The organism is Gordonia sp. (in: high G+C Gram-positive bacteria), assembly GCF_012515855.1.
GTDB lineage: Bacteria > Actinomycetota > Actinomycetes > Mycobacteriales > Mycobacteriaceae > Gordonia.
In genome coordinates this window covers 1-26,911 of record NZ_JAAYXO010000048.1, presented here as the reverse complement: position 1 = coordinate 26,911, position 26,911 = coordinate 1, and the positions used below count along the sequence as shown (strand labels likewise).

General features: G+C 68.0%; 23 protein-coding genes and 2 pseudogenes. 17 read left to right on the top strand and 8 right to left on the bottom strand.

The annotated features are described in order from the left end of the window. A pseudogene (locus GX543_RS03200) lies at nt 1-1,068 on the top strand (hypothetical protein); the annotation flags it as partial. Nucleotides 1,069-1,140: 72 nt separating this feature from the next. Then, a complete protein-coding gene (locus GX543_RS03195; RefSeq protein ID WP_290849744.1) occupies nt 1,141-2,088 on the top strand; it encodes a histone-like nucleoid-structuring protein Lsr2 in 948 nt (315 codons plus the stop codon). Nucleotides 2,089-2,105: 17 nt separating this feature from the next. On the opposite strand, the gene GX543_RS03190 is transcribed toward GX543_RS03195, so the two are convergent. Then, nucleotides 2,106-2,855, bottom strand: a complete 750-nt coding sequence (locus GX543_RS03190; protein ID WP_290849742.1) for a metallophosphoesterase — start codon at nt 2,853-2,855, stop codon at nt 2,106-2,108. Nucleotides 2,856-3,004: 149 nt separating this feature from the next. Then, nucleotides 3,005-4,210: a helix-turn-helix domain-containing protein gene (locus tag GX543_RS03185; RefSeq protein ID WP_290849741.1), complete on the bottom strand. Its 1,206-nt coding sequence runs from the start codon at nt 4,208-4,210 to the stop codon at nt 3,005-3,007. A 221-nt stretch (nt 4,211-4,431) separates the two neighbouring features. Here GX543_RS03185 and GX543_RS03180 point away from each other — a divergent pair, with 221 nt between their 5' ends. Continuing rightward, complete coding sequence (locus GX543_RS03180) at nt 4,432-6,270, top strand: NAD(P)/FAD-dependent oxidoreductase (RefSeq protein WP_290849739.1); 1,839 nt, start codon at nt 4,432-4,434, stop codon at nt 6,268-6,270. 111 nt (nt 6,271-6,381) lie between these two features. Here GX543_RS03180 and GX543_RS03175 read toward each other — a convergent pair whose 3' ends face one another. Next, nucleotides 6,382-6,975, bottom strand: coding sequence for a CHAP domain-containing protein (locus GX543_RS03175; RefSeq protein WP_290849738.1), 594 nt, complete (start codon nt 6,973-6,975; stop codon nt 6,382-6,384). Nucleotides 6,976-7,039: 64 nt separating this feature from the next. Between GX543_RS03175 and GX543_RS03170 the strand changes: the two genes are divergently transcribed. Further along, the gene (locus GX543_RS03170; RefSeq protein WP_290849737.1) at nt 7,040-7,465 is read left to right on the top strand and encodes a nitroreductase family deazaflavin-dependent oxidoreductase; all 426 of its coding nucleotides are present in this window, start codon (nt 7,040-7,042) and stop codon (nt 7,463-7,465) included. 18 nt (nt 7,466-7,483) lie between these two features. Here the strand turns inward: GX543_RS03170 and ligD are convergent, their stop codons facing one another. Continuing rightward, complete coding sequence (ligD, locus tag GX543_RS03165; RefSeq protein ID WP_290849736.1) at nt 7,484-9,436, bottom strand: non-homologous end-joining DNA ligase; 1,953 nt, start codon at nt 9,434-9,436, stop codon at nt 7,484-7,486. A gap of 30 nt (nt 9,437-9,466) precedes the next feature. Between ligD and GX543_RS03160 the strand changes: the two genes are divergently transcribed. From GX543_RS03160 to GX543_RS03140, 5 genes are all read left to right on the top strand, one after another. Further along, nucleotides 9,467-10,414, top strand: a complete 948-nt coding sequence (locus tag GX543_RS03160; protein ID WP_290849735.1) for a Ku protein — start codon at nt 9,467-9,469, stop codon at nt 10,412-10,414. A 125-nt stretch (nt 10,415-10,539) separates the two neighbouring features. Then, the gene (locus GX543_RS03155) at nt 10,540-12,009 is read left to right on the top strand and encodes an NAD(P)/FAD-dependent oxidoreductase (protein ID WP_290849733.1); all 1,470 of its coding nucleotides are present in this window, start codon (nt 10,540-10,542) and stop codon (nt 12,007-12,009) included. 142 nt (nt 12,010-12,151) lie between these two features. Further along, complete coding sequence (locus GX543_RS03150; RefSeq protein WP_290849732.1) at nt 12,152-12,628, top strand: DUF4334 domain-containing protein; 477 nt, start codon at nt 12,152-12,154, stop codon at nt 12,626-12,628. A 72-nt stretch (nt 12,629-12,700) separates the two neighbouring features. Further along, on the top strand, nt 12,701-13,987 hold the full coding sequence (locus GX543_RS03145) for an alpha-hydroxy-acid oxidizing protein (protein ID WP_290849731.1): 1,287 nt from the start codon (nt 12,701-12,703) through the stop codon (nt 13,985-13,987). A gap of 5 nt (nt 13,988-13,992) precedes the next feature. Continuing rightward, the gene (locus tag GX543_RS03140) at nt 13,993-14,757 is read left to right on the top strand and encodes a hypothetical protein (RefSeq protein WP_290849730.1); all 765 of its coding nucleotides are present in this window, start codon (nt 13,993-13,995) and stop codon (nt 14,755-14,757) included. 106 nt (nt 14,758-14,863) lie between these two features. On the opposite strand, the gene GX543_RS03135 is transcribed toward GX543_RS03140, so the two are convergent. Beyond that, nucleotides 14,864-15,727 carry an oxygenase MpaB family protein gene (locus GX543_RS03135; RefSeq protein ID WP_290849729.1) on the bottom strand — a complete coding sequence of 288 codons (864 nt, stop codon included), beginning with the start codon at nt 15,725-15,727 and terminating at the stop codon, nt 14,864-14,866. Between the two features lie 78 nt (nt 15,728-15,805). Between GX543_RS03135 and GX543_RS03130 the strand changes: the two genes are divergently transcribed. From GX543_RS03130 to GX543_RS03095, 8 genes are all read left to right on the top strand, one after another. Next, nucleotides 15,806-16,468 carry a TetR/AcrR family transcriptional regulator gene (locus tag GX543_RS03130; protein ID WP_290849728.1) on the top strand — a complete coding sequence of 221 codons (663 nt, stop codon included), beginning with the start codon at nt 15,806-15,808 and terminating at the stop codon, nt 16,466-16,468. A gap of 4 nt (nt 16,469-16,472) precedes the next feature. Then, nucleotides 16,473-17,072 (top strand): TetR/AcrR family transcriptional regulator, encoded by a 600-nt coding sequence (locus GX543_RS03125; RefSeq protein ID WP_290849727.1) that lies wholly within the window; start codon nt 16,473-16,475, stop codon nt 17,070-17,072. 171 nt (nt 17,073-17,243) lie between these two features. Further along, nucleotides 17,244-18,449, top strand: coding sequence for an acyl-CoA dehydrogenase family protein (locus tag GX543_RS03120; protein ID WP_290849726.1), 1,206 nt, complete (start codon nt 17,244-17,246; stop codon nt 18,447-18,449). Beyond that, the gene (locus tag GX543_RS03115; protein ID WP_290849724.1) at nt 18,446-19,468 is read left to right on the top strand and encodes a phosphotransferase family protein; all 1,023 of its coding nucleotides are present in this window, start codon (nt 18,446-18,448) and stop codon (nt 19,466-19,468) included. The genes GX543_RS03120 and GX543_RS03115 overlap by 4 nt, the downstream gene beginning before the upstream one ends. Then, the gene (locus GX543_RS03110) at nt 19,465-20,205 is read left to right on the top strand and encodes an SDR family oxidoreductase (protein WP_290849722.1); all 741 of its coding nucleotides are present in this window, start codon (nt 19,465-19,467) and stop codon (nt 20,203-20,205) included. Before GX543_RS03115 ends, GX543_RS03110 begins: the two co-directional genes overlap by 4 nt. Before the next feature lie 3 nt (nt 20,206-20,208). Further along, the gene (locus GX543_RS03105) at nt 20,209-20,892 is read left to right on the top strand and encodes a histidine phosphatase family protein (protein ID WP_290849721.1); all 684 of its coding nucleotides are present in this window, start codon (nt 20,209-20,211) and stop codon (nt 20,890-20,892) included. Between the two features lie 281 nt (nt 20,893-21,173). Beyond that, a complete protein-coding gene (locus tag GX543_RS03100) occupies nt 21,174-22,433 on the top strand; it encodes an ROK family transcriptional regulator (protein ID WP_290849720.1) in 1,260 nt (419 codons plus the stop codon). Nucleotides 22,434-22,455: 22 nt separating this feature from the next. Then, a complete protein-coding gene (locus GX543_RS03095; protein WP_290849718.1) occupies nt 22,456-22,926 on the top strand; it encodes a hypothetical protein in 471 nt (156 codons plus the stop codon). A 12-nt stretch (nt 22,927-22,938) separates the two neighbouring features. On the opposite strand, the gene GX543_RS03090 is transcribed toward GX543_RS03095, so the two are convergent. The 3 genes and pseudogenes from GX543_RS03090 to GX543_RS03080 all read right to left on the bottom strand — a co-directional run. Further along, nucleotides 22,939-24,402, bottom strand: a complete 1,464-nt coding sequence (locus GX543_RS03090; protein WP_290849716.1) for an NAD(P)/FAD-dependent oxidoreductase — start codon at nt 24,400-24,402, stop codon at nt 22,939-22,941. Nucleotides 24,403-24,511: 109 nt separating this feature from the next. Then, on the bottom strand, nt 24,512-26,374 hold the full coding sequence (locus GX543_RS03085) for a TerD family protein (RefSeq protein ID WP_290849715.1): 1,863 nt from the start codon (nt 26,372-26,374) through the stop codon (nt 24,512-24,514). Nucleotides 26,375-26,805: 431 nt separating this feature from the next. After that, nucleotides 26,806-26,911: pseudogene (locus tag GX543_RS03080) on the bottom strand (AraC family transcriptional regulator); the annotation flags it as partial.

Below are 26,911 nucleotides of genomic sequence, written 5' to 3'. Positions count from 1 at the left end.
GCGCGACGGATGAAGGGGCTCGCGTCGACACCGGACGAACTCCTGGAAGCGCAGACCGAACTGTCCGGCGCCCTGAGCTTCGCGGCACGCCTGCAGGCGGTCTCCGACCTCGGGGCGGCGCGTCGCCTGATGGACGAGTGCGTTGCGAACGCGCGCTATGCGGCGCGCGGCGTGATGCTGCAGCAGCGAGCGGAGGTCGCGACCGCCATGGGCGATCTCGACACCGCGGTCGAAGACCATGAACAGGCCATCGCGGTGTGGACGGTGGAGGGACTCGACCATGCCGCAGACGGCGCAGTGCTCGATCTCGCGCACGCCCAGCTCCTCCGCGACGACGAACCGCGCGGCATCATCGAGGCCGTTCGGCCGGTGATCGCGCGGATGGCGGAGCGCGGCGACACGCACGGCGTCTCGACCGGCTGGCAGATGCTCGGGCGTGCGCAGATCACGGCTGGGCTGCCCGAGGACGCGGTGGTCTCGTTCACGCACGTGCTCGACGGCTTGACCGGCGACGAGCATCCCGGCTACATCGCCCAGGTGCGGCAGGGTCGCGCGGGCGAGTTGATGGATCTGGATCGCTTCGCCGAGGCCGTCGCCGACCTCGAGGCGGCGGCGGAGCTGTACGCGGAAGTGGGCGCGGACTACGAGATCGGCGATGTGTGGCGCACCGCTGCGGTGGCCGCGCACTACGGCGGCGACCAACCCGCCGCGCGGGCGTACCTGGAGCGGGCCGATCAGCTCTATGCGTCGCTCGGCAGTGACGACGGTGCGATCGAGTACAAGCGCGCTCGACTGGACCTGTCACGGGCCGACGTGATTCGCAACGACCATCCGGCGCGGGCGGCGGAGGTGCTGCGGGACGTCGTCGAACGCGGTCGGGTCGCGAACTGGATCGACGTCGCGGTGAGCGGCTTGCACCTGTCGGCGCTGGTGGCGATGCAGAGTGAGGACCGGGAAGGGGGCGAGCGGGCACGCCGATTCGTCGATGACGGCCTGCTGCTGGATCCGGAGCACCCGGGCTTGCACGAGCTCGACGAGTTCCTTCGCGAAGGGGACTTCGACAGCTGAGCGCGGCGGTCGCGCTCAGGCGCGGTAGAAGGAATCGGGAGGGCGTCGGTGAAGCGCGGTACGCTCACGTCGATGCCCGACGAATTCCTGATCGCACGGAACCCCGAAGAAGGCTCCACGCTGCCGTATCTGGTCCGCATTCCGCTGGGGCCGCGGGGGATCGTGCTCAAAGTGCGCGACACCTGGCCCGGAGCGACCAAGGTGTACTGCCACCGGACCGACGAGTGGCCGGCGGATCCGGAGATCGTCGAGGCGCTGCCGGTGAAGTCGGTCAGCAAGCGGGGCGCGGCGATCGACCTCGTCGTCGACCGTGCACGCAAGTCCCGCTCGCAGTTCGTCATCACGCAGGCGCGCGGGCGGGAGATGATCTTCTGGCAGTCACGCCAGACCGCGAAGCAGGCGCGTCCCAACGTGGCGCTGCCGACGGCGCGGGCGCACGGCTCGGTCCTCGACATCGTCGTCGACACCGGTGAGCGCTACGCCTGGAACTTCGGTCACCAGCAGGCGAACGTCGAGAAGCGCAAACTCCGGGTCGGCGACTACGGCGTGTTCGACGGCGACGCACTGATCGCCAGCATCGAACGCAAGAGCATGGCCGACCTCGCGTCCAGCCTGCTGTCCGGGAAATTGAACTACGGACTCGCCGAGATGTCCGAGCTGTTCCGCGCGGCGGTCGTGGTGGAGGCGCCCTACAGCCAGGCGTTCAAGCAGGAGCACGCCAGTGGGGCGTCGGTCGCGGAAGCCGTTGCCGAAGCGCAGGTCCGGTTCCCGAACGTCCCGATCGTCTTCTGCGACAACCGCGGCCTGGCGCAGGAATGGTCGTATCGGTGGTTCGGCGCGGCGCTACACGAGTACCGCCAGCGCGCCGGGACCGACGCGGTGGTCGCGACCATCGCCGAGGGGCCGGAGGCGTCGCCGAAGCAGATCCGGGCGTGGGCGGCGGCGCAGGGACTCGACGTGCCCGACCGCGGACGGATTCCGAAGTCGATCCGAGCCGCCTGGGAGCAGCGGAACGGCTGATCCGGGTGCTTTGCGCCCTACGAGGGGATGCCGCGGAAGTGCGTGGTGAGCCTGCGGTCGTCGTCGATGAGGTGAAAAGCGACGCCCGGGCGCTGCACGGTGTTGACCACGTCGTCTCCCTCGAACGGCAGGTTCAGGGTCGACGAGACGCCCGGGGCCACCACGTGCGGTCGTCCGGCGAAGGTCGTGACGGCGGGTGTGTGCGCATGCCCGGAGACGCAGCCGACGATGTTCGGGTGCGCCTCGACGAACTCGGCGAGCAAGGCCGGATCGAGTTGGCAGCGGTCGTCGATGAACGGGATGCCGATGGTCACCGCGGGGTGGTGGAAGGCCACCAGGACCGGGGTGTCGGAGCCGGCCTCGGCGATCTGCGCGCTCGCCCAGTCGAGGGTGCCCCGCGAGAGATAGCCGTCGGAACGACCCGGAATCGACGAGTCGAGCGTCAGCACCAGGAGACCGTCGAGGCGCAGGGCCGAGTTCACCGGCTCGCTGCACGACGCCTCGCGGATCACCGAGTTGTACGCGGTGCGGTCGTCGTGATTGCCGAGCGTCCAGAGCACGGGGATGTCGGTGGCCAAGGCGTCGACGGCCTCGCGGTACTCCTCGGGAAGTCCTTCGTCGGCGATGTCGCCGGTCACCAGCAGCGCGTCGATGTTCCGCGGACCGCCGCAGCGGCCGTTGAGGTAATCCATCACCGCGTCGACCCGTTTGCGATGCTCAGCCGTCCCATTGACGTGGAGGTCGCTGATCTGCGCGACGACAAACATGCGACTCCTTAGAGGTAACGATGGTTTCCTGATTCGGGGCTTCCTGCTCCAGGCTAGCGCCGTTGAGCTGAGTCGACACCAGGCGACCTCGTGTTCTGCGGTCAGATCGCCGGGTGCGCGATCCTGTGGTCGCGCACACGTAACTCGACTTAGGTCGGTTGCACCCGGACCGATTCGCCGAATCGGTACGGCGAACTCGCGAGGACGCCGCGGAGATGGCGACGCAGGCGCGACATCTCCGCGCGGACCGTCACGGTGCGGTCGGGGCTCCCGAACAGCTTGTCCGACAACTGCGCTGCGGTGAGTCCGGCCGGGTGCTCGGCGAGCAGTCCGATGATCTCCAGATGCCTGGGCGACGGACGGAACGTCCATGCGCCGCCGCCGGAATCCACGCGGATCGACGGTGTGCCGTCGGGCTCGGTCGTCACGGTCAGGGTGGTTTCGACTGGAGAGCTGCTCGGATCGGTCGCGCGGACAAGCCATCCGCCGGGCAGCGGCTCCACGTCGCACAGCCCGAGGGCGCCAACATGCATCCGTCCCGCCGACAGCAGGTTCGGTACCGCGATGCGGGCGACTGTCGGCATCTGGTGGACGGCCGCGACCCACCCCTGGTGATCGATGGCGACCGCAGGCTGGGTGACGCGCCCGACGATCGGTGCCGCGATGCTGCGCAACAGGTCGAGCTGCGACCGATGCTCGTCGCGCAGTCGGGACTCGGTGAGTTTCGCGACCGAGTCGACGAGCGCCAGGGTGGTCGGATGGATCGACGGTGCGGGACCGCTCACGTCGACCACTCCGAGCAGTTCGCCGGTGCGAGGATCGCGGATCGGGGAGGCGGTGCACGTCCACGCGTGATGGGAGCGGACGAAGTGCTCGGCGGAGAACACCTGCACCGGGTGCCGCGAGGCCAGGGCGGTCCCGATCGCGTTGGTGCCGACCTGGCGCTCGGACCACGACGCGCCCTCGGTGAACTTGAGTTGATCGGCGCGACGGAGGGCGCGGGATCCGCCGGCCCGCCACAGGACGTGGCCGGAGGCGTCGGCGACGATGATCAAGTTGTCGCTGTCGGTGACCACCGGCCGCAAGCTGGCGACGATCGAGTCCAAACAGCCTGCGAGGCCCGACTCCGTGCGACGACGTTCCACGTCGGCGAACCCCAGCGGGTCGTCGCCGGCTCCGTGCTCGGGGTCGACCCCGGCGACCGTCGCCCGCGCCCAGGACTCACTGATCACGCTGCGCGGATGCGCGGGCATCTTGCCGCCGGACATCGCGGCGTCGTACATCGCGTGAAGTGTGGCGGCGAACTCTCGAGGGTCGTCGGCCGCCGTGATCGCGGGTTCTGCCGCGGGGCGCATGCAAGGCCTCCTCTGTGTCCCGTGAGTTCGGTCCAACGGGTGTGTCCTGGGTCATAGTGACTGCCTCAGCGTGGGCCGTCGGTCCCGGTTCGTCAAGAGTGTTGCAACCCCTTGCAACCCTTGTCGTCACAACTGCAGCCGTGTGTGCTGTGCATCACAGAAGTGAACGCAAGAAACGTGACCGCAGAGGTGGTTACGCAGCGCAGTGAAAGGACACTCCCATGACGCAGACCATCGATCGTCCGGCCTCGGTGGGCGAGCAGACCCCCAACGGCAGGGTCGACGCCTGGCTCGAGAGGTTCAACGCGGCGCTGGCGTCGGGTGATCCCGCGGCCGTCGCCGACCTCTTCGTCGCCGACTCGTACTGGCGCGACCTCGTCGCGTTCACCTGGAACCTCAAGACCGTCGAAGGGCGCGAGGAGATCATAGCGATGCTCAGCGCCCGTCAGCGGGAGACCGGTGCGGGCGGCTTCGCCCGCACCGAGGACGCCTCCGAGGATGCGGGCGTCGCCGCAGCGTTCATCGACTTCGAGACGGCCGTCGGTCGCGGCGACGGACTGGTCCGCGTCCGGGAAGACGACGACGGCGTCGACCGCGCGTGGACGCTGCTCACCACGCTGCAGGAATTGAAGGGACATGAGGAGCGGACCGGCTTCTCCCGTCCGATGGGCGCGGTGCACGGCAGCGATCCGGATCCGCGGTCGTGGGCGGAGAAGAAGGAGGACGAGGAGGCGGAGCTGGGCCGTGCCGTCCAGCCGTACGTGCTGGTCATCGGCGGCGGTCAGGGCGGTATAGCGCTCGGCGCCCGCCTGCGTCAGCTGGGGGTGCCGTCGATCGTCGTCGATAAGCACGACCGCCCCGGCGATCAGTGGCGCGGCCGGTACAAGACGCTGTGCCTGCACGATCCCGTCTGGTACGACCACCTCCCGTACCTGCCGTTCCCGTCCAACTGGCCGGTGTTCGCGCCCAAGGACAAGATCGGCGACTGGCTCGAGTTCTACACCAAGGTGATGGAGGTGCCGTACTGGAGCAAGACCGAGTGCACGTCGGCCTCCTACGACGACGCGACGGGCAAGTGGACCGTCGAGATCGTCCGCGACGGCGAGCCGATGACGCTGCACCCGACGCAACTGGTCCTCGCCACCGGCATGTCGGGCAAGGCCAACGTCCCGACCTTCACCGGGCAGGACGTGTTCGCCGGCGATCAGCATCACTCCAGCAAGCACCCCGGGCCAGACGCGTACGCGGGCAAGAAGGTGGTCGTCATCGGCGCCAACAACTCCGCCCACGACATCTGCAAGGCGCTGGTGGAAGCGGGCATCGACACCACGATGGTGCAACGGTCGTCCACGCACATCGTCAAGTCCGACTCGCTGATGGAGATCGGCCTCGGTGCGCTGTACTCGGAGCAGGCGGTGGCCGACGGCATGAGCACCAAGAAGGCCGACATGACCTTTGCGTCGCTGCCGTACAAGATCATGCACCAGTTTCAGATCCCGCTGTACGACCAGATCCGTGAGCGTGACAAGGACTTCTACCAGCGGCTTGAGGACGCCGGGTTCGATCTCGACTTCGGCGACGACGACTCGGGCCTGTTCATGAAGTACCTGCGTCGCGGCTCGGGCTACTACATCGATGTCGGCGCCTGCGAGCTGGTCGCCGACGGCACCATCAAGTTGGCCAAGGGCGGCGTCAGCCACCTGACCGAGAACTCGGTGGTCCTCGACGACGGCACCGAGCTGGACGCCGACGTCGTCGTCTACGCCACCGGCTACGGCTCGATGAACGGCTGGGCGGCCGACTTGATGGGCCAGGAGATCGCCGACCGCGTCGGCAAGGTGTGGGGCCTGGGCTCCGAGACCACCAAGGACCCCGGCCCGTGGGAGGGGGAGCAGCGCAACATGTGGAAGCCCACCCAGCAGCCCGGTCTGTGGTTTCACGGCGGCAACCTGCACCAGTCGCGGCACTACTCGCTGTACCTGGCACTGCAGCTCAAGGCGCGCATCGAGGGCCTCGACACCCCGGTCTACGGTCTGCAGGAGGTGCACCACCTGAGTTGATCGCGGCTGCGCCGGCGCTCTCCCGGTGAGAACGCATGAAGCGTCGGTTTCCGCACAGCCTTCAAGCTGATGCGCGAGCCGACGCTTCATGCGTTTGCGGGGTCGACCGACCTACAGCACCCCGTACCCCACCAGGCCGACGTACCCGGCGATCTCGAACTCGTTGACGCGCACATGGCCACCCCACTCGTTGCCGCCGACGGTCGTGACGCGTCCGTCGTCGTAGGCGAGCACGATGTTGGTGTGCTGGCGGAAGAAACTCTTGTCCGAGTAGAGCATCACGTCGCCGGGCTTGGGCTCGTAGCCGGAGTCGGCGGCGCGAAACCGGCCGTGGTCCTGGTAGTACTCGGTCAGCGTGTAGACGCCGGGGATGCGCCAGCTCCCGGAGTTGGGATTCTCCAGAGGAGCACCCGCCTGATTCATCACCCACGTGACGAAGTTGGCGCACCACGCCTCGTCGACGCCTTCGGAGAACTTGGTGCCGTCGGGCTGCGCGTCGAACTCGGTGCGGGTGATCTCGACGATCCGCTGCTGCGTCGGGGTCATGGTCGCGGTGTCGAGGTCGGGGAAGCTGCGATCGCGGTTGTTCCACCAGGTCGTCACGAAGCCGACGGCGCCCGCGTTGACGGCGACGACCGTCGCGCCGCCCAACAAGAGCACCACCACGGCGAAGGTGATGCCGAGCTTGCGGCGTTTTCCTGACATGCAGGCCAGGGTAGCGAGTCGTTTCCCGCGACGGCAGCGGCGCGTCGGTCCTACGATCGACGACATGAGCGAAACTCCAGAATTGAGTCCCACCGACTGGGTCCGCGACCAGACCGAGAAGATCCTCGCAGCGGGCACCACCGAGGCCGTCCAGCTGTCGGGGATGAAGATCGTCCTCTTCACCACCACCGGCGCCAAGTCCGGTAAGAAGCGGTACGTCCCGCTGATGCGCGTCGAAGAAGAAGGCAAGTACGCAATGGTGGCGTCGAAGGGCGGTGCTCCGCAGCATCCGTCGTGGTACTTCAATGTCAAGGCACACCCGGAGGTTCAAGTGCTGGACGGCGACGTCTGGACGACGATGACCGCCCGCGAGCTCCCCGAAGGCGACGAACGCGAGCATTGGTGGACGTTGGCCGTCGCGGCCTTCCCGCCCTACGCCGAGTACCAGACCAAGACCGACCGCTTGATCCCGGTGTTCGTGCTGGAGTGACTGCGGGGCCGACCAGCGCTAAAGGTCGCCCGGGAGCTTGTCGCGTCGGATGCCGCGCCAGGTGGGGTGCCGCAGGTGCCCGGTGGACGTCCAGTCCATGAACGCGACGTCGGCGACGATCTTCGGCAGCACCCAGGTCGCGCTCCCCGCGACCGGCTTGTCGATGTCGTCGACGAACGGGCAGCGGCTGATCCGCAGCGGCTGCAACTCCTCCAGGAGGGCGTCGAGTTCGGCATCGGTGAAGCCGGTGCCGACGCGACCGAGGTACCGCAGGCCGCGGTCGGCTGGCAGTCCGACCAGCAGCGACCCGATCTTCGAGTCCGACCCGCGGCCGGGGCGATAGCCGCCGATCACCACCTCGACGCTGTTCCAGTTCTTCTGCTTGCGCCAGTCCGAACTCCGACGACCGCTCGCGTACCGCGCGGCGCGACGTTTCGCGACGACGCCCTCCCACCCGCGTTCGCGTGCGACGGCGACCGCGGTGTCCGCGGGGCCCGGCAGCAGGGGTGGGATGTCGATCAGCGGTTCGTCGTCGAAGTAGTCGAGCGAATCGAGGATCTCGCGTCGGACCTCCCACGGCTGTTCCCACAGGTCGACGCCGTCGAGGTGCAGCACGTCGAACAGGTGGACCCGCAACTCGTGGGGCTCGGATGTCCGCTTGCGTGAACTCAGCAGCGAGAAGTCGGTGAGGCCTGCTGCGTTGACGGCGACGATCTCGCCGTCGAGCACGGCGTCGACCGGCTCTCCACCGCGCGTCAGGCAGTCGGCGAACGCACCGAGTTCGGGGAAGTCGCCGGTGAGGTCGTTGCCCGACCGCGACACCAGGCGCGCACGACCGCCGAGGACGCGGATCAGCGCGCGGAAGCCGTCCCACTTGCCCTCGTACGCCCAGTCGTCGTCGAGGCCGTCGATCGGGTCGTCGGTGGCGAGCATCGGCCGCAGCCCCATCAGGTCCGGGCGCGGCGGCTCCGCCTCCTCGCGAATCGGCTGCACCGGCCGAGGGGAGCGCGACGGCGCCGACTCGAGCCGCGTGCGCGAGGACTGCTTCTTCCGATACTCGCCGAGATCGATCACCTTGTCGCTGACCGGCGCCGGCGTCGCCTCGTCCGAGAGCTCCGCCAGCAGGTCGCCGTCGACCTCGTAGCGCTCCATCACCTCCGACCACAGCAGCTGCTCAAGGCCCGGTTCGGTCAGCTCGTCCCAGGTGCGCGGCGCCGCGGCGAACGGTTTCGCGAGCCCGCGCAGCGAGTACGGCGCCAGCGTGGTCTTGGCCGCGGTGTTCTGACTCCAGTCGATGAACACCTTGCCCTCGCGTTGGGCCTTCGCCATCGTCGCCGTCACGGTCTGGGGTTCGGCGGCGGCCATCGCCGTCGCGATCTGCTTGGCGACGGCTCGCGCCGACTCCGACTTCACCGGCGACGCCAACCGCGCATACACGTGGATGCCCTTGCTGCCGCTGGTGACCGGGAACGACGACAACCCCGCGTCGGCCAACATGTCGCGGATGTCGAGGGCGACGCGCGCGCACTGGTCGAGCGTGACGCCCGGTCCCGGATCGAGGTCGAGCACCAGGCGTTCGGTGCGACGGTCGACGTCGTCGGAGAGGTCGATCCGCCACTGCGGCACGTGCAGTTCCAGTGCGGCCACCTGCGCCAGCCACACCAGATCGGCGGCCGACCGCACCACCGGATACACGGTCTTCCGCTCGGCATGCTCAATCGTGAAGTGCGCGATCCAGTCCGGCGTTCCCGCAGGCAGGGTCTTCTCGAAGAAGGGCGCCGACTCGGTTCCGGCGGGCCACCGCTTGCGCGTCACCGGACGCGATGCCAGATGCGGCAGCATCGCATCGGCCATCCGGATGTAGTAGTCGACGACGTCGAACTTGCGGGTGCCGGTGGCCGGGTACAGCACCTTCTCCAGGTTGGTGAGCGCGATGGTGCGCCCGTCGACCTCCAACTGTGACCGCGTCATGGAATGAATTGTCCCCTCGGTGCTGGCACAATGGCCCACATGCGCTCGATCTGGAGAGGCGATCTGAGCTTTGGTCTGGTCAACGTACCGGTCAAGGTTTATTCCGCCACGGAGAGTCACGACCGGACCTCGCATCAGGTCGACTCGGCCGACGGCGCGCGGATCCGTTATCGCCGCGTTCGTGAGGGCACCGACACCGAGGTCGAGTTCTCGAAGATCGCTAATGCGTACGAGTCCGAGAGCGGCGAGCGCGTGATCCTCACCAAGGACGACCTCGCGATGCTTCCGGTCAGCAAGAGTCCGGAGATCGCGATCCTGGAGTTCGTGCCGATCGACCAGGTGGATCCCATCTACTTCGACAAGCCGTACTACCTGGAACCCTCGTCGAAGTCGCCGAAGGCCTACGTGCTGCTGGCGAAGGCGCTCGAGACCACCGAACGGCTCGCGATCGCGAACTTCACGCTCCGCAACAAGACACGGTTGGCGGCGCTGCGCGTGATCGACGGGGTGATGACCCTGCAGACCCTGCTGTGGCCCGACGAGGTCCGCGTCCCCGACTTCGACTTCCTCAGCGCCGACGTCGAGATCCGCGACCAGGAGCTCGACATGGCGGCGTCGCTGATCGAGACGATGGCCTCGGACTTCGACCCGAGCCAATTCGAAGACACCTATCAGATCGAGCTCAACAAGCTGATCGAGGCGCGCGCCGGCGGCGATGAGGCCTTCCCCGAGACCGACGAGGCGCCGGAGGACGACGACTCCGAGGTCGCCGATCTGTTGGCCGCGCTCCGCGCGTCCGTCAAGGGGCGAGGCCGGGACGTGCCGGAGGTCGATTCGGACGCTTCCGAGACAGACGACGAAGAGTCTGCGCCGAAGAGGGCCGCGAAGAAGACAGCGGCGAAGAAGACGGCGGCCAAGAAGGCCCCGGCGAAGAAGGCTGCCGCGAAGAAGGACGCGCCCCGGCGGGCCGCGGGCTGACCGGCGGTAGATTCGGCGAACCCGCGTTTGCGGCTTCGGATTTCGTCTAGGGGTGGGCCACCCTCCCGATCTGTACAGTGATGCAGACCATAGGAGTTCGGTGACGCCAGGGAGGCTCAGCGGAGATGAGTGATGTGCAGCAGCAGCGGGGAACCACGCAGGATCCGCTCGACGTGCTGATCGTCGGAGCCGGGCTGTCGGGGATCGACACCGCGTACCGGCTGCGAGAGCGCAACCCCGGGCTGAATTACCGAATCGTGGAGCGCCGCAACAGGATCGGCGGCACCTGGGATCTGTTCCGGTATCCGGGCGTGCGGTCGGACTCCGACATCTTCACCCTCAGTTTTCCGTGGAACCCGTGGCGCGGAAAGCGCACCGTGGCCCAGGGCGACGAGATCCGCGACTACCTGGAGCAGACGGCCCGCGACTTCGGGATCTACAACCACATCACCTTCGGCGTCGACGTCTCCGGTGCCGACTTCAACAGCGAGACCGACCTCTGGACCGTCGACGTCTTGGTGGACGGCGAGCCGACGGTGATCGTCACCCGCTTCCTCTACATGTGCACCGGCTACTACCGGTACGAGAAGGGCTATCGGCCCGAGTTTCCCGGCGAGAACGACTTCGAGGGCACCTTTGTGCATCCGCAGTTCTGGCCGGAGGATCTCGACTACGCGGGCAAGAACGTCGTCGTCATCGGCTCCGGCGCCACCGCCGTCACACTGATCCCGTCGATGGCCGACGAGGCGGGCAGCGTCACCATGCTGCAGCGGTCGCCGACCTACATGTTCCCGCTCCCGTGGGAGGACGGACCCACCAAGCTGCTGCAGCGGGTGCTGCCCGCGCAGGTGTCGCACAACATCACGCGCTTCCGCAATGCCATCTCCACCATGCTGCTCTTCCTGTACTGCCGCACCTTCCCCAAGCTCGCGCGCCGAACCCTGCGCCGCATCGCAATTACCATGCTGCCCAAGGGATTCGACGTCGACACCCATTTCAAGCCGCGATACGAACCGTGGGACCAACGCCTGTGCGTGATCCCCGACGGCGACTTCTATCGCGCCATCAAGGCGGGCACCGCCGACGTCGTCACCGACGGGATCAAGCAGATCACCGCGACCGGCGTCGACCTCGACTCGGGACGGCACCTGGAAGCAGACATCATCGTCACCGCGACCGGCCTGGACCTGGTGACCTTCGGCGGCGCCACCCTCTCGGTGGACGGCGTGACCTTCGAGCCGGGCGACAAGTACGCCTACCGCGGGTACATGCTCAACGACGTGCCCAACATGGCGTGGGCGGTCGGCTACACCAACGCCTCGTGGACGCTCCGCATCGATCTCACGGCGAAGGCCGTCGCCGAACTCCTCCAACACATGAAGAAGAACGGCTACACCCGCGCGGTGCCGTCGTTGCACGGCGCGAAGCCGAAGACGCATCCGTTGCTGGAACTCGACTCGGGCTACGTCAAGCGGTCGGGCGGCAAACTCCCCAAGGCCGGCGACCGCGCGCCCTGGCTGGTGCGCCACAACCTGATCCTCGACGCCATCGACGCGCGCAAGTACGACGTCGAAGAGGAGATGAGTTTCTCCTAGCGCGTCGGGCCGGGGTAGCCGCGTCGTTCGCCGAGATCCGCGTGCTTCCTGCGCACGCGGATACCGCTGAGGCCCGCGGATCGTTGGGTGGCAGCCGCCCGGCACCCTTTCGGCGCAGCCATTTGAGACGTATTGTGTCCGTATGTCTCAACTGACCCGCGATGACGCCGTCGCCGACTTCTTTGCTCGCGTCGAATCCCAGGAGATCAGCGAGCCGACGGAGCTCGACGCGATCTGGGCGGCCCTGCCGACCGTCACCGTCGACGAGATCCTCGGCGACTGGCGTGGCGGGGAACTGCCGTCCGGGCACCCGATGGACGGTCAGCTGGAGAAGGTTCGGTGGCACGGCAAGTGGTTCCGCACCTGGAATGACGTCGCCCCGATGGTCTGCCGTGACGACGACGGCAACCTCTACTCCAACAAGGAGATCGGCAAAGGCGAGGCCAGCCTGTGGGAGGTCGGCTTCCGCGGTGAGGTGACCGCGTCGATGGTCTACGACGGTCAGCCGGTGATCGACCACTTCAAGCGGGTCGACGAGAAGACCCTCATGGGAATCATGAACGGCAAGACCTCACTGGTGCGCGACAAGCACTTCTACTTCTTCCTGGTGCGCGACTGACGGCGGCCGGGTCGGTCGGCTAATCGATCCGAGTCTTACCGTTACCCGGCGTCACAGGGCAGAATGAGCCGCATGGTTTCGATCGCCTTCGGCAGAGCACGGCAGAACGACATCTACACGGCGGGAATCCACGGGCGAAAGCCCAAGGTGCCCACGGACTTTGCGGAGCTCGAGCGTCGTGCGCAAGCGGTGATGAGCCGACGCGGGTGGGCCTACATCGCCGGTGGCGCCGGGGAGGGTCGCACCATGGACGCCAACCGGGAGGCCCTCGACCGCTGGGCGATTGTGCCGCGCATGCTGCGCGACACCTCTGAGCGCAGCCTGGAGACCGAACTCTTCGGCCAGAAGCTCGAAGCGCCGGTGCTGTTCTCGCCGGTCGGCGCCGGGGCGCTCGCGCACCCGAACGCCGACGTTCACATCGGCGAGGCCGCCGCCCAACTGGGCGTGCCGTACATCTTCTCCAACCAGGGTTGCGCGCCGATGGAGGACGTCGCTGCGGCGATGGAGGCCGTCACGCCCGGGGCACCGCGCTGGTTCCAGCTCTACTGGTCCACCGACGACCGCCTGGTCACCAGCCTGATCAACCGCGCCGAGAAGATGGGCGCGGCGGCCCTGGTGGTCACCCTCGACACCACCATGCTCGGCTGGCGTCCGCAGGACTTGAACCTCGGCTCGCTGCCCTTCGCGCGAGCCGAGGGCATCAACCAGTACACCTCCGACCCCACGTTCTGGGAGATCGTCGCTGAGCGCCTCAAGGCGGCGACGGGCGAGAAGCCGGAGATCTCCCTGGGCGCGATCAAGACTCTGTTGTCGATCGCCCGCAATGTCCCGGGCGACCTCAAGGACAACCTCACCAAGCCCGAGCCGCGCGCCGCGGTGCAGACCTTCCTCGACATCTACTCGCGACCGTCGCTGAACTGGGACGACATCGCCACCCTGCGTGACCGGACGTCGCTGCCGATCGTGCTCAAGGGGATTCTGCATCCCGACGACGCACGCCAGGCGGCCGACGCCGGGATCGACGGCATCATCGTCTCCAATCACGGCGGCCGCCAGGTGGACGGCTCCATCTCGTCCGCCGACGCGCTGGTCGACGTCGTCGACGCGGTGGGCGGGCAGATGAAGATCCTCGTCGACTCCGGTTTCTATACCGGCTCGGACGTTTTCAAGGGCCTCGCGCTCGGCGCCGACGCGGTCTGCATCGGCCGGCCGCACATGTACGGGCTCGCACTCGATGGGACCGACGGCGCCCGGGATACGGTCGCGAACATCATCGGCGAACTCGATCTGACGCTGGGGCTGTCGGGCCACCGGAACGTCGCCGATCTCGATCGGAGCGCCCTGAAGCGGTTGGGGTGACGGGCGTGGGGGATCGGCCGCCGGTCCTGGTGACTGGACTGCAGCGCGGCCTTCTCCTGACATCGGTGGTTGTCGGCTCGGTGTTCGTGGTCGTTTTTCTGGCCGGGGGAGTGCTGTCGCTGATCGCGGGGCTGGTGAAGCCTGCGCTGACCGCCGGCGAGCTCTTCTTGTCACCGTTGTTCGCGGGCATTGCGGGTCTGGTGACTTTTCTCGCCTGGCGGACCTATCGGAGAGTGCAGGCCGCGGGGGCGTGCCCGCCGTCGCCGCCGGGTGTCCAGACGGTCGTGAGCGTCCGGTCGAGGCCCACCGTGCGAGCGGCCCTCTTCGGTATCGCTGCGGCGTACCTGTGCTGGCTCGGCGTGCGGGGTTACGTTGCGCTTCTCGCCGAACGTTCCGGGGACGACGCGTCGTCCGCGCAGTTCGCCGCACTCGCGATGGCGGCCACGCTCGTCTGGATGGGATTGATGGTCAGCGGGTTCCCGATCTGGACGCTCACCGCGCTCGGCCGCGAGAATCTCCGACTGACCACCGCCGGCATGGTGCTGCCGCCGAGTCGGCAGGGTGGTCGGTGGTTCGTCGCGTGGCCCGACCTCGTCGAAGCGACCTGCCGCGACTACGAAGCGCGTGGGTTCTCCGCGGGCCACGAGTGGACCTTCCGCGCCCGGAGTGGTGACGAGGTGCGGTTGTCGTATCCGGCGGGCGCGGTGCCGCGACCGGATGCGCTGCGGCACGAGATCGGTCGCTGGGCGCCGCACGCACGCATCGTCTGACCAGAAGTGTTTGCAGGTCTAACGCATGAAGCGTTGGTTCCCGCACAGTGTCCGACACTGCGCGGGAGCCAACGCCTCATGCGTGGCAGACCCCGAATCGGCCGAGTCAGACCAGCGGGCGGCCGGTCCGCATCCGCCAGCGGACGTCGGCCAGCAGGAGGTTGAACGGGAAGAGGCGGAGCGGGCGCGGCACCAGGCGCAGCAGCCGTCGGGCGACGGCGTTGTGCGCCGCGAACACGCGCTCCTGCATCGGGGTGGCGGTGATGCCCATCTTCTGGCGGAACTCGACGGGCAGGAAGCCGATGGTCATGATCTCGGAGAACCAGCCCATTGCGAGCTGAACGGGCTTCGGGAAGAACTCCATCCGGACGATCCGCATCAGGTACTCGCGGATGGTGTCGTCGATCTCGAGGTTGTCGACGGTCTCGTTCCAGTACTGCTCGAAGTCGGCGCGGGTCGCGGGCCACATCTCCGGCGGCATCTGCAGGGTGGTGCCCATGACCGCACCCTGGCGGTAAGCCTGTTCGGTGATGGTCGACGGGTCGCCGAAGAAGCGCTGCGAGTCCTCCCATCCGCGGTACAGGCACGCGGCCACCCAGAGCTGAAGCTTCGGGTCGAAGGCGTTGTACTCGACGGGACTGTCGCTGCTCGACCGGACCTGCACGTGCGCGCGGTTCACCGCCTGCCGGTACTGGCGACGGTCCTCCTCGTTGCCCATTGCGGCGACGGCCAGGTAGCTGAGGGTGGTGCGGGTCCGCTTCACCGGGACCTTGAACAGGTTGCCCGTGGTCACCTTGCTCTCGAAGACGCCGTAGCCGACCGCGGGTACGGCCAGTTGCATGATCACGTTCGCGGGTCCGCCGAGAAGTGCCAGGCCGACCATCTGGAGATCGTCGACCACCTGCGCGTCGAGCTCGTGTCGGCGCGAAGACCGTTGTCCCACTGACGGTTCGATTGCCTCTGCGGTCATCGCGGATACTCCAGTTCAAGTTAAGTGATAACGACTGTTTCCCCTTTGATTGAACTCTGGGCGGGTCGGGGTGTCAAGATGTTGGGCGTGAGCAATGTCGACGAAACTGCGCAGGGGCTGCGTGCGTACGGGGGCGAGTCGGGCGATGCCCGAGTGGCGCGTCGTCGCACGGCATTGATCGACGCGACGCTCGACATGCTCGCCGAGCCCGAGCCCGGCGCGGTGACGGTCCGGGGGATCTGCGCGCGAGCCTCCCTGACTCCGCGCTACTTCTACGAGAGCTTCGCCGGCGCCGACGCGCTGGTGGAGGCGACCTACGACCTGATCATCGGGGAGATCGCCGAACGGGCCCTTGCGGGCTTCGATGCCGGCTCGAGTCCGCGCGGCAAGGTGGTCGGCGCCGTCGAGGCGATCGTCGACGTCATCGAAAGCGATCCCCGCAAGGGTCGGGTGATGTTCTCCGACACGCTTCGCAGTCCGGTGATCGCGACCAAGCGCGCCGAGATGATCACGCTCTTCACCAATCTGACCTTCCAGAGTGCTCCCGCGGTGGCGAAGGTGAGCGGTGGTCAGGAGACCTTGGCGGCGGCCCACTTTCAGGTCGGCGGCCTCGGGCGGGTGCTCGCCTCGTGGACCGAGGGGCTCATCGATCTGGATCGTTCGGCGTTGGTCTCGATTTGTGTTCAGATGCTGCTTCCCGAGAGTCGGGCCGTTGGTCCCAGCGAGGCAAAGCTAAGTTAGCTGTATGACGAACTGGCGTGACTACGGCGCAGCCGACCTTCCGGCGCCGCTCGCTGCGGCCCTGGACGCCTTCGTCGAGCACGGCTATCACGGCACTTCGGTGCGCGACATCGCGGCGCGGGCGGGGCTGTCGGTTCCCGGTCTTTATCACCACTATCCGTCTAAGCAGTCCCTGCTTCAGGGGTTGTTGGAACTGACGATGACCGACCTCCTGCGCCGCTCGGAAGAGGCGCTCACCGAGGCCGGCGACGATCCCGTCGATCGCTTCGACGCGGTGGTCGAATCGCTGCTGCGCTTCCACATGTACCGCCGTGAGCAGGCGTTTGTCGGGTCGACGGAGATTCGGAGCCTCGATCCCGGCTACCACCCGATCTACATCGGGCACCGCATCCGCATGCAGCGACTGGTGGACGACGTGGTCGTCGCCGGAGTCGGCGAAGGGTCGTTCACCACGGGGTCGCCGAAGGGGGCGGCGCGCGCGGTCGCGACCATGTGCGTCGGAGTCTCCACGTGGTATCGCGTCGACGGTCCGATGAGCGCCGACGAGCTGATCAAGCAGAACCTGGAGTTCGCGCGCGCGATCGTCGGCTTCCGCTCTCGCTGATCGGCTCGCGCGGATTCATCCGTAGTGACTCCGACGCGCGGTGGTGTTCGGGTTCTGTGGAGTCTCGTCGCCGGGATTCCCCGTCTCCTCTGCCGTCCTTGACGTGTACGGGCAACCATGACAATCTGAAGCTGACCGAGCGCTCGTTCGGTCGGATACTTGGAGGGTTTCATGGCTGTCGATCTTGGCTACAGCGCACAGGTGCAGGACCTGGTGGCGCGGACGGCGGCCTTCGTGGTCGACGAGGTGCTGCCCATCGAGCAACAGTTCGCCGGTGACATCACCGCGGCCGGCGGCGACGCGATCCGCCTGGAGCTGAACGCGAAGGCGAAGGCCGCCGGGGTGTTCGCACCCCACGCGCCGGTCGAATTCGGCGGCCTCGGACTGAACATGTCCGACCGCGCACCGGTCTTCGAGGCCGCAGGCGCGTCGACCTTCGGTCCGGTCGCCCTGCACATCGGCGCCCCCGACGAGGGCAACATCCACATGCTCGCGCACATCGCGACCGACGAGCAGAAGGTCAAGTACCTCGCTCCGCTGGCGCAGGGCGACGTCCGCAGCGCCTTTGCCATGACGGAGCCGGCCCCGGGTGCGGGTGCCGACCCGAACGCTCTCTCGACCATGGCCGAGAAGGTCAGCGGCGGCTGGAAGATCAACGGTCTCAAGCGATTCATCACCGGTGCGGAAGGCGCGGCCTTCTTCATCATCATGGCCCGCACCATCGGCCAGCGCGGCGACCGCGGCGGCGCCACCATGTTCCTGGCCCCGGCCGAGACCGAAGGCATCAGCGTCGACCGCCACATCCACACCACCGACAAGTCGATGATCGGCGGCCACTGCGAGGTCAGCTTCACCGACGTCTTCGTCCCCGACGAGGACGTGCTCGGTGCGCCGCACGAGGGCTACCGCTACGCGCAGGTCCGCCTCGGTCCGGCCCGCATGACCCACGTGATGCGCTGGATGGGCAGCGCCGTGCGGGCCCACAAGATCGCGGTGGATTACGTGGAGCAGCGCGAAGGCTTCGGCGGTCGGCTCGCCGATCTCGGCATGATGCAGCAGATGATCGCCGACAACGAGATCGACCTCGCCGCGGCCCGCGCCCTGCTGGTCCGCGCCTGCTACGAGCTCGACCTCGGCGAGCACGCCTCCGACTCGACGTCGATCGCCAAGACCTTCGGCGCGGAGGCCTTCGTCCGCGTCGCCGATCGTGCCATGCAGATGTGCGGCGGACTCGGCGTCTCCGAAGACCTGCCGCTGGCTCGCCTCGCGGCCGAACTGCGTCCGTTCCGTATCTACGACGGCCCCAGCGAAGTGCATCGCTGGGCCATCGCCAAGCGGGCCGTCGGCCGCGTGCGCAAGGCGCGTGAGGCCCAGTGACCGCGCAGGACCATCCCGGCCTTAAGTCCGACGACCTGCGACGACTGCTCGTCTCCGCGGGCGTCGACGTGGTCGGCGACCTCCGGATCGAACTGATCAGCGGCGGCCGGTCGAACCTGACCTTCGAGGTCCGCGACGACGTGCACCACTGGGTGGCGCGCCGTCCGCCGATGGGTGGACTGACCCCCTCCGCGCACGACATGAACCGCGAGTGGGACGTGACGTCGGCGCTGGTCTCGACCGCCGTTCCGGTGCCTGCGACCATCGCCATCGACCGCGAAGGTGAGTTCATCGGCGCGCCCTGCACGGTGGTTGAGTTCGTCGACGGTCGGGTGATCCGGTCCGTCGAAGAACTCGCGCAGCTCTCCGACGCCGAGGTGACCGCCAGCGCCGACGCGCTCGTCCGCACCCTCGCCGACCTGCACGCCGTCGACTACCGGGCGGTCGGTCTCGGCGAGTTCGGACGACCCGAGGGGTTCGCCGCCCGCCAGGTGAAGCTGTGGGCGCGCCAGTGGGGCATCGTCAAGACCCGCGAGATGGACGACGTCGAACGGCTCGCCGCGGCGCTCACCGAACGGGTGCCCGCGCAGGCGCGGAGTTCGATCGTCCACGGCGACTTCCGCATCGACAACACGATCCTGGCGCCGAACGACGCGGGCACGGTGGCCGCCGTCGTCGACTGGGAGATGGCCGCACTGGGTGACCCGATCACCGACGTCGCGCTGATGTGCGTCTACCGTGAGCCGGTGTTCTCGTCGGTCCTCGGGTTCGAGGCGGCATGGACCAGCGACCGCTACCCCGACACCGATGGTCTCGCCCAGCGGTATGTCGAGGCCACCGGCACCGACCTCGGCGACTGGGACTTCTACCTCGGCTTGGCGAACTTGAAGCTCGGCGTGATCGCCGAAGGCATCACCCACCGGGCCCTCGCCGGCGGATCGTCGGGCGACGCCAGTGCCGAGCGGGCCGCCGAGGCCACTGCGCACTTCATCGACAACGGACTGAAAGCACTGCAATGACCACTCGCAAAGCAGCCCTGATCACCGGCGGCTCGCGCGGTATCGGCGCGGCCATCGCCGAACGCCTCGCGGCCGACGGCTGGGACCTGACGATCTCGGCCCGCGGCCTCGACGCCCTCAACGAGCGGGCGCAGGCGCTGCGTGCGCACGGCGGACGGGTCGAGGTCGCCGTCGCCGACATGACCGACGACGCCGCCCTCGCCGACCTGACCGCGGCGCACACCGCGGCCTTCGGCCGCTGCGATGCGCTGGTCGTCAACGCGGGCATGGGTGCGATGGGTGCGGTGGAGGACTTCCCGGTCCGGCGTCTCGACCGCCTCTATCAGGTGAATCTGCGTGCGCCGTTCCTGCTGATGCAGGGCATGCTGCCGACGCTGCGGGACACCGCAGGCGCCGACGGCGCGGCCAAGGTGATCGCCATCTCGTCGATCACCGGCGTCTACCCCGAGCCCAACCTGACCGCCTACGGGTCAACCAAGGCCGCACTGATCTCCATGTGCGAGACCTTCAACCTGGAGGAGTCGACGCGCGGCGTCTCGGCCACGGCGATCTGCCCGGGCTATGTCGACACCGACATGTCCGAATGGACCAAGGGCGAGGGTGCGATCCCGGCCGAGGAGATGATCACCGGCGCCGACGTCGCGACCATCGCACACGCGGTCACGCAGCTCGGTCGCTACGCGGTGCTGCCGCAGGCCGTGCTGTCGCGTCCCGGCATCAACCTGCATAGGGCCTGAGTCATGGGAGTCATCTATCTGGTGCGGCACGGCCAGGCGCCGATGCACGCATACTCGACCGACCCCGTTCCCGCGGATGCGCCCGGGCTCACCGACCTGGGCTTCGAGCAGGCGGCTGCCACCGGGCGGGAACTGGCTCGGCAGGTTCCGGCCTTCACTGCAGCGGTGAGCGGCGGCCTGGCCCGGCAGGTCGCCACCCGCGACGCGGTGCTCGCGGCCTTCGGTGACGTCCACGGCGGCGGGGTGCCCGCGACGACCGTGGACGCCGGTTGGGACGAGTACGTGATCCCGGCGTTGCCGGGCGGCCCGACGCCGGATCTCTACGCGTCGCCTGCGGGCTATCAGCAGGTGCTCGACGATGCGCTGCTCCGCTGGACCGAGGGCGCGGCCGACTCCGACGAGACCTACGCCGAGTACGTCGCGCGCACCAGTGCCGCCGCTGGTCGGGCGGTCGCGTTGGCCGGTTCGGGGCAGACCGTGCTCGCCGTCTCGTCGGCCGGCACCATCACCGCGCTGATCGCTCGGCTCTGGGGCGTGCCCGCGCAGTCCTGGCCCGCGCTGGCCCGCGCCATGGTCAACGCGTCGTACACCAAGCTGCTCGTCGGCCGCCGCGGCATCACGGTGGTCTCGGTGAACGAGCACGCCCACCTGTCGGCGACCGACGTCGGGATGGCGACCTTCCGTTGACGGTGCTGCGTGGTCGGTGCGAAGGGCTTGACATAGCTCACTCCGGTATTGCCGAGAGCCGTGTCCGCTTGCTAGGTTGGCGGTCATGACCAGTCAGCCCTTCGCCATCCCGGAGGTCACGTATGTGACCACCGCTTTGGGATGTCGTCTGCCTCTGGCTCGGGTCCTCTGTTGCCATCGAATGCGCTGACCCAGCTCCGACTCACGTTTCTCTGCGTGAGCCCCACATGAGCGGCGACCCCTCCTGCGAGGTCCCGCCCAGGCAACAGGACCCGAACGAAATGACTTCCACGCTCGATCACCCCATTCTTGCGAACGCCGCGCCGATCGGCGCTGTGCGCCCTGCCTCGTCGCACGCGTCGACCGGCCCGCGTCCGCTGCACGTCACCACCGCCAGCCTGCAGTTCTCGACGAAGGCTGCCGCCCTCGTGCTGCGGGCGGCCCGCGTCTCAGGCCCGGTGTTCCGCGACGACGCCGCGGCCATCACCGGCCTCTCGATCTCGACGGTCAACCGTCAGGTCAGCGCCCTCCTCAAGGCCGGACTCATCCGTGAGCGCGCCGACCTCACGCCGCCCGGCGTCGTCGGTCGTCCGCGCGTTCCGTTCGAGGTGAACACCGACGGCTTCCTCACCGTCGGCATCCACATCGGCTACCAGGTCACCTCGATCACCACCCACGATCTTCAGCATCGCGTCGCCGGTGCCATCTCGATCCCGACCCCGCCCGGTGAGACGCCCGAAGACGTCGTCGCCCAGGTCGGTGCCAGCGCCCGTCGGTTCGCCGACCGCTGGGTCGGCAAGCGTCTGCTGTGGGCCGGCGTCGCCATCGGCGGCCGCGTCACCGAAGGCGGCGTCGTCGACCACCCGCGGCTGGGTTGGCAGGGCGTGCCCGTCGGACGTCTGGTTGCCGAGGCCCTCGACCTCCCGGTCTCGGTGGCCTCGCACGTCGAGGCGATGGCCGCCGCCGAGCAGGTGGTCAACGCCGCTGATCAGAGCCAGAACTTCCTCTACTTCTATGCCCGCGAGATGGTCGGCATCGCGTTCAGCGTCGACGGCACCGTGCACACCCCGGCCGCCGGACCGCCCACCATCGGTCACTTCCCGACCGGTCCGACGGTCCTCCTCGACCCGGACAACACCGGTCGCCTGGAGCAGGCGGTCAGCGACTCGGGCGTGCTCTACGCCGCGCAGAAGGCGGGTGTCGAGGTGAAGACGCTCGACGAACTCCGTGCGGCTGCGCGCACCGGCAATACCGTCGCGAACGACATTCTCGTCGAGCGCGGCGAGGTGCTGGGTCGCACGGTGGCGCTGATCTCGGACATCTTCAATCCCGACCACGTGATCCTCGGTGGCCAGGCGTTCACCGATTACCCGGAGGCGCTGCCCGCGGTCAGCAAGGCGCTGCGCGCGACCACCGTGATCACTCAGCGTGACGTCCGCGTCGCCCGATCGGCGATCACCGTGCAGCAGAAGGCCGCCGGTGCCGTGGCGCTCGACGCGATCTACGCCGATCCGCTCGAGGCTCTCGCGTACACCGCGTAGTCCCTCGCGCTACGCTGCTGCCATGGCTGAGGCGCAGGGGCCGGGGGAGCAGGGACCGGAACAGCAGAGTTCAACCCAGTGGGGCATCGACCCGGTCGGCTTGTTCGCCAAGTCGCAGGAACAGGCGCTCCGCGTAGCGAACGAGACTCTCCAGCGCGTCCGCGCCGTGGCGACGGCGGGCGGCAATGCCCCCGACGAACTGCTGCGGCAGGTCGCCGACCTCAGCACGGCCGTCACCGGGCTGGCGGGCAGTGCGACCGGGTTGGCGGGCGTGGTGGCCGAGCCGCTGCACGACTTCATCGTCCAGCAGCGCAAGCTGGCCGAGACCATTGCGAAGTTCGCGCAGGCACAGGCCGAGTTGTCGGTGGTGGTCGCGGAGTTCGCGCAGCGTCAGGCCGAGACCGTCGCGGCGCTGGAGAAGGTGACGACCCCGATGTTCGGGTTGATCGGGGTCGACACACGGACGGATGCGCCGCCGACCGAACCGCGATGATTCGGGACGGCGTTATCGTCGGAACAGGCGGGTGTCGTGCCGGGTCTCGGAGTCCGGAAACGGGATGTTCGCCGACCGCAGGGCGCTGCGAGCGGCGTGCCACCCGCAGAGTCCGTGAGCGCCGGCTCCGGGCGGGGTGGCCGCTGAGCACAGGTAGACGCCCGGTACCCCCGTCGCGTACGGGTCGACAGCCGCCCGCGGGCGCAACAGCAGTTGTCGAGCCGTGTTGGCCCCGGTCGTGATGTCGCCGCCGACGTAGTTGGCGTTGTGGGAGGCGATGGCAGCGGTGTCGCGGACCGTGACGGCACGGATCCGATCACGGAACCCTGGAGCGTAATGCTCGATCCGATTGATGATCAGATCGCGGGCGTCTCCGGTGTACCCCGCGGGGACGTGCGCGTAGGCGTCGATCGGATGGACGTCGCCCGCCGAACGGGCGGGATCGGCGAGGTACTGCTGGCCGACCAGGATGAAGGGCCGGCTCGGCATCTGGCCCCGCCACACTGCGCGTTCGGATTCGACGACCTGACCAAGTCCGCCGCCGACGTGCACGGTGCCGGATTCTCGCGCCGGTCGGTAGCGCCACGGGATGCCGCCCTCGACGGCGAACGCCACCTGATAGGCCGCCGGACCATGCCGAAAGCGGTTGTAGGCACGCGCGATTCGGGGCGGTTGCCGGCCGTCGAGAATGCGGGCGGCGCTCTGCGGTGAGGTGTCGAGAAGGACGAGATCGGCGTCGGGCAGTTCGGCGAGGGAGGTAACGGTTCGACCGGTCTCCACCCGACCTGCGAGCGAGGTGAGGAGACTGATCATCGCGCCGGTGATCGAGGCGGATCCGCCGACTGCCACCGGCCAGCCGTAGCGGTGCGCGGCGGTGCCCAGCGCCACGCCGATCGAGGACGAGAGCGGCGTCGACAACGGGTGGAAGGCATGCGCCGCCACGCCCGCCCACAGGGCGGCCGCTTCCGGGGACCCGAGGGCGGCGCCCAACCAGGTGGCGGGCAGCGCGGCTCGCGCCCCGAAGTGGGCCAGCGCGATCGGGTGGCTCGGGAAGTGAGCCATCGGTTGCAGGAACTCGCTGCTGATCCGATCGAAGCGTGCGGTGAGCGGAGCGAAGACCGTCGAGTACCGCTTGCCCGCATCGCCGAACTGCGCGGCGGTGTCCGCGACCGAGCGGTAGGCCACGGCGCCGCGGCCGGCGTCCAACGGGTGCGCGTACTCGGCGGGCGCCCAACCCCAGGTCAGGCCGTGGGCCGCGAGGTCGAAGTGCTGGGAGAAGGCATTTTCGAGGGCCAGCGGATGGAAACCCGAGCACTCGTCGTGCAGCAGGCCGGGGATCGTCGCCTCGACCGACCGGGTGCCGCCGCCGGGGGTGTCCGCGGATTCCAACACGGTGACGTCGACGCCGGCCGAAGCCAGCGTGACGGCGGCAGCGAGCCCGTTGGGCCCGCTGCCGACGATGAACGCCGTGGTCATACGGTCATTCTAGGCGGCGTCTGGTGGTCGCCGTCCGGAACCCTGTTCCGCACAGCTTCGAGATCAGGGTCCAGACGAAGTTGTCAGTGAGGCGAGTAATGCTGCAGCGTCAGGCTGTTGGTGCTTTGAGTCGACAGGCGATCTCGTCGTAGAAGCTGTTGACCAGCAGGGCCGTCGCCTTCACGAAACCACCCGAGGAGCCCGCGCGCTTAGACCCCATTCGATGCTCGACGGTGATGGTGAACTCTCGAATGTCGCGGCCGTCGACAGGAACGAGACTCGACGGGTCTGTCCGGGCCGCCTCCATGAGCACCGACGTCGCCTCGCGGGTTCCGGAGTGATGCGAGGTGAGACGAGTCTTCGGGTCGGCGTCCTCGAGTTGTTTCAGCAACCATGTGACATGCGTCGACGCGCGGCCGGACTTCGGGGCGGCGACGGTGATTGCGCAACTGGTGCGCTCACGCGCGAGGTCGGCCTCGACGATCATCGGTCCGACCAGGCCGGTCATGCGCAACGTGCCGAAAAGCTTTCCGGAATCGGCGAGTTGGCGCACGCGGCTAACGGCGTCCTTCGGCTCTGCGGGTGCCACCGCCTGCACCTTCTGGCCGAGCATGGCGGATAGCTGCAGACCGGCGTGGCGGATGAGTCGATCGAAGTTCTCGCACACGTCGGCTGCAGTGGCGTCGCGGGCCCCGACAGTTCGGGAGCGGACCGCTTCACGGACCGACACCCAATTGCGGCCCATGTCGTCGAACACGGCCATGCCGCTCGCAGGGCTGGTCGCGTACGTCAGAAATTCGTGCAGGAGTCGCTCGCGGGTGCGGTCGTCGATCCCGGTGTGGTGGAGGGTCAACGCCGCGGTCGTGACGATCTCCTCCCACGCGAGGTGGTGCAGCCGCACAGTCTTGAGGAGCTTCGTCGACGGTTCGAGCGGACTCGACGTCGGATCGGCCTGCAGCTCCGGACTGATCGTCACGACCGCATCGAAGCCTCGTGCTTTCGCAACTGCGAGATAGGTTTCGACCTGTTGCACATCGAGCCGACGAGTGCCGGTCTTGACTTCCACGAGCGCCGTCCACGAAATGCTTCCGCGCGTCACGCAGATCATCCCGTCGGGTCGAACCTGCGCGCCATCGTGGGTGAACGTCGGCTCGACGAAGGTCTCGATCCGGCCGCCCGGCGCACCGAGTTCGCCGGTCACGGCACGTCCGAACTCGCGAACGATCTCGAGCATCGCGAGCAGGATAGACGTCCCTCGCTCCTCTTGATCAGTGGCGCGAGTGCCCGCCGTCGGGAAGGCGCGGGCCCGATGGAACTCGCTCGGCGACGGATCGGTCGGCAAATAGGGGCTGACACGTTCTCTCCAGTCAGCGGGTAGCTTCGGTGTCCGCCGACGTCGTTTGATCCGAACGTTTTCGGCGGGCACCACCTGGGGTTCGGCAGGAGAATCCGCAGATTCGGTCGACTCCTCCGACATCGACACGGGCTCGGGATCGTTCACCTCGACTCCGAATTCGGTGACCAGTGCCGCCAATCCGCCCTCGTAGCCCTGCCCGACTGCTCGGACCTTCCACACGGGTCCGCGGCGGTACACCTCAGCGAACACCAGGGCCCGTTCGTCCGTCAGGCCGTCGATCGGGAAGACCACTAGCGGCTCGGCATCGACGCCGTGCGCGACAGTCATGCGAGACTGTTCAGCCGTGCCGAACGGTTCAGACTCGTCGTCGACGCTGGCCCCGATCACCACCCGATCGATCTCGGCTGGCAAACGATCCAGTCGGATAGCGACGGTGTCGCGACAGACGCCCGCGATCTCGGGCTCGCGTTCCAATAGTTGAACGGAACCGTCGACTGACTTCGGCTGGTTGTAGAACACGAAGTCCGAATTCGAGCGGACGCGGCCCGATTCTTCGAGCAGGAGCACGCTGGCATCGGTGGTAAGCGCACCGCCGGAGTCGACTTCGATTGTCACGATGATCGGCGAATCGCTGGGCAGTGAGAAGTTTGCGGGCTCTTCCCAGATGAGGGTGTAGGTCGGTCGGGCGCGTCGGTCCGCAGATAGACGTCGAGGTCTCCCGACGATGGAGGTTCCTACGCCATCCATCCGAAAGACCTCGACGTGACCGACACAACCCCGCCGGCCGGCTTCGGCCGCCCTGACCTCACCGCCTTCGCGGCTCATCCCAATCGACCCTGATCGGGTCTGCTGACCCCCTCGACGAGAACGCAGCGACATCACAGCCACCCAACCCCGACCGTCCGGGAAGCTGGGGCACGTCACACGGCCTGTGCTGCGGGCGTGTCGAGTGGGTCGTCCAGGGGCGACGCAGGAGCGTCGACGCGACGTACTGAGAGGTGGTTCCAACCGAGCGCTAGGACACTGGCTACAGGCATGGCGATAGGTCAGGAACGGCGTCGCTCCCTGCGCAGGAGGGAGCGCAGAGTCTCGGCGTTCGCGTAGCCGACCCGTAGCGCGATCTCGGCGGAGGTGAGGTCCGTGGTTGCTGAG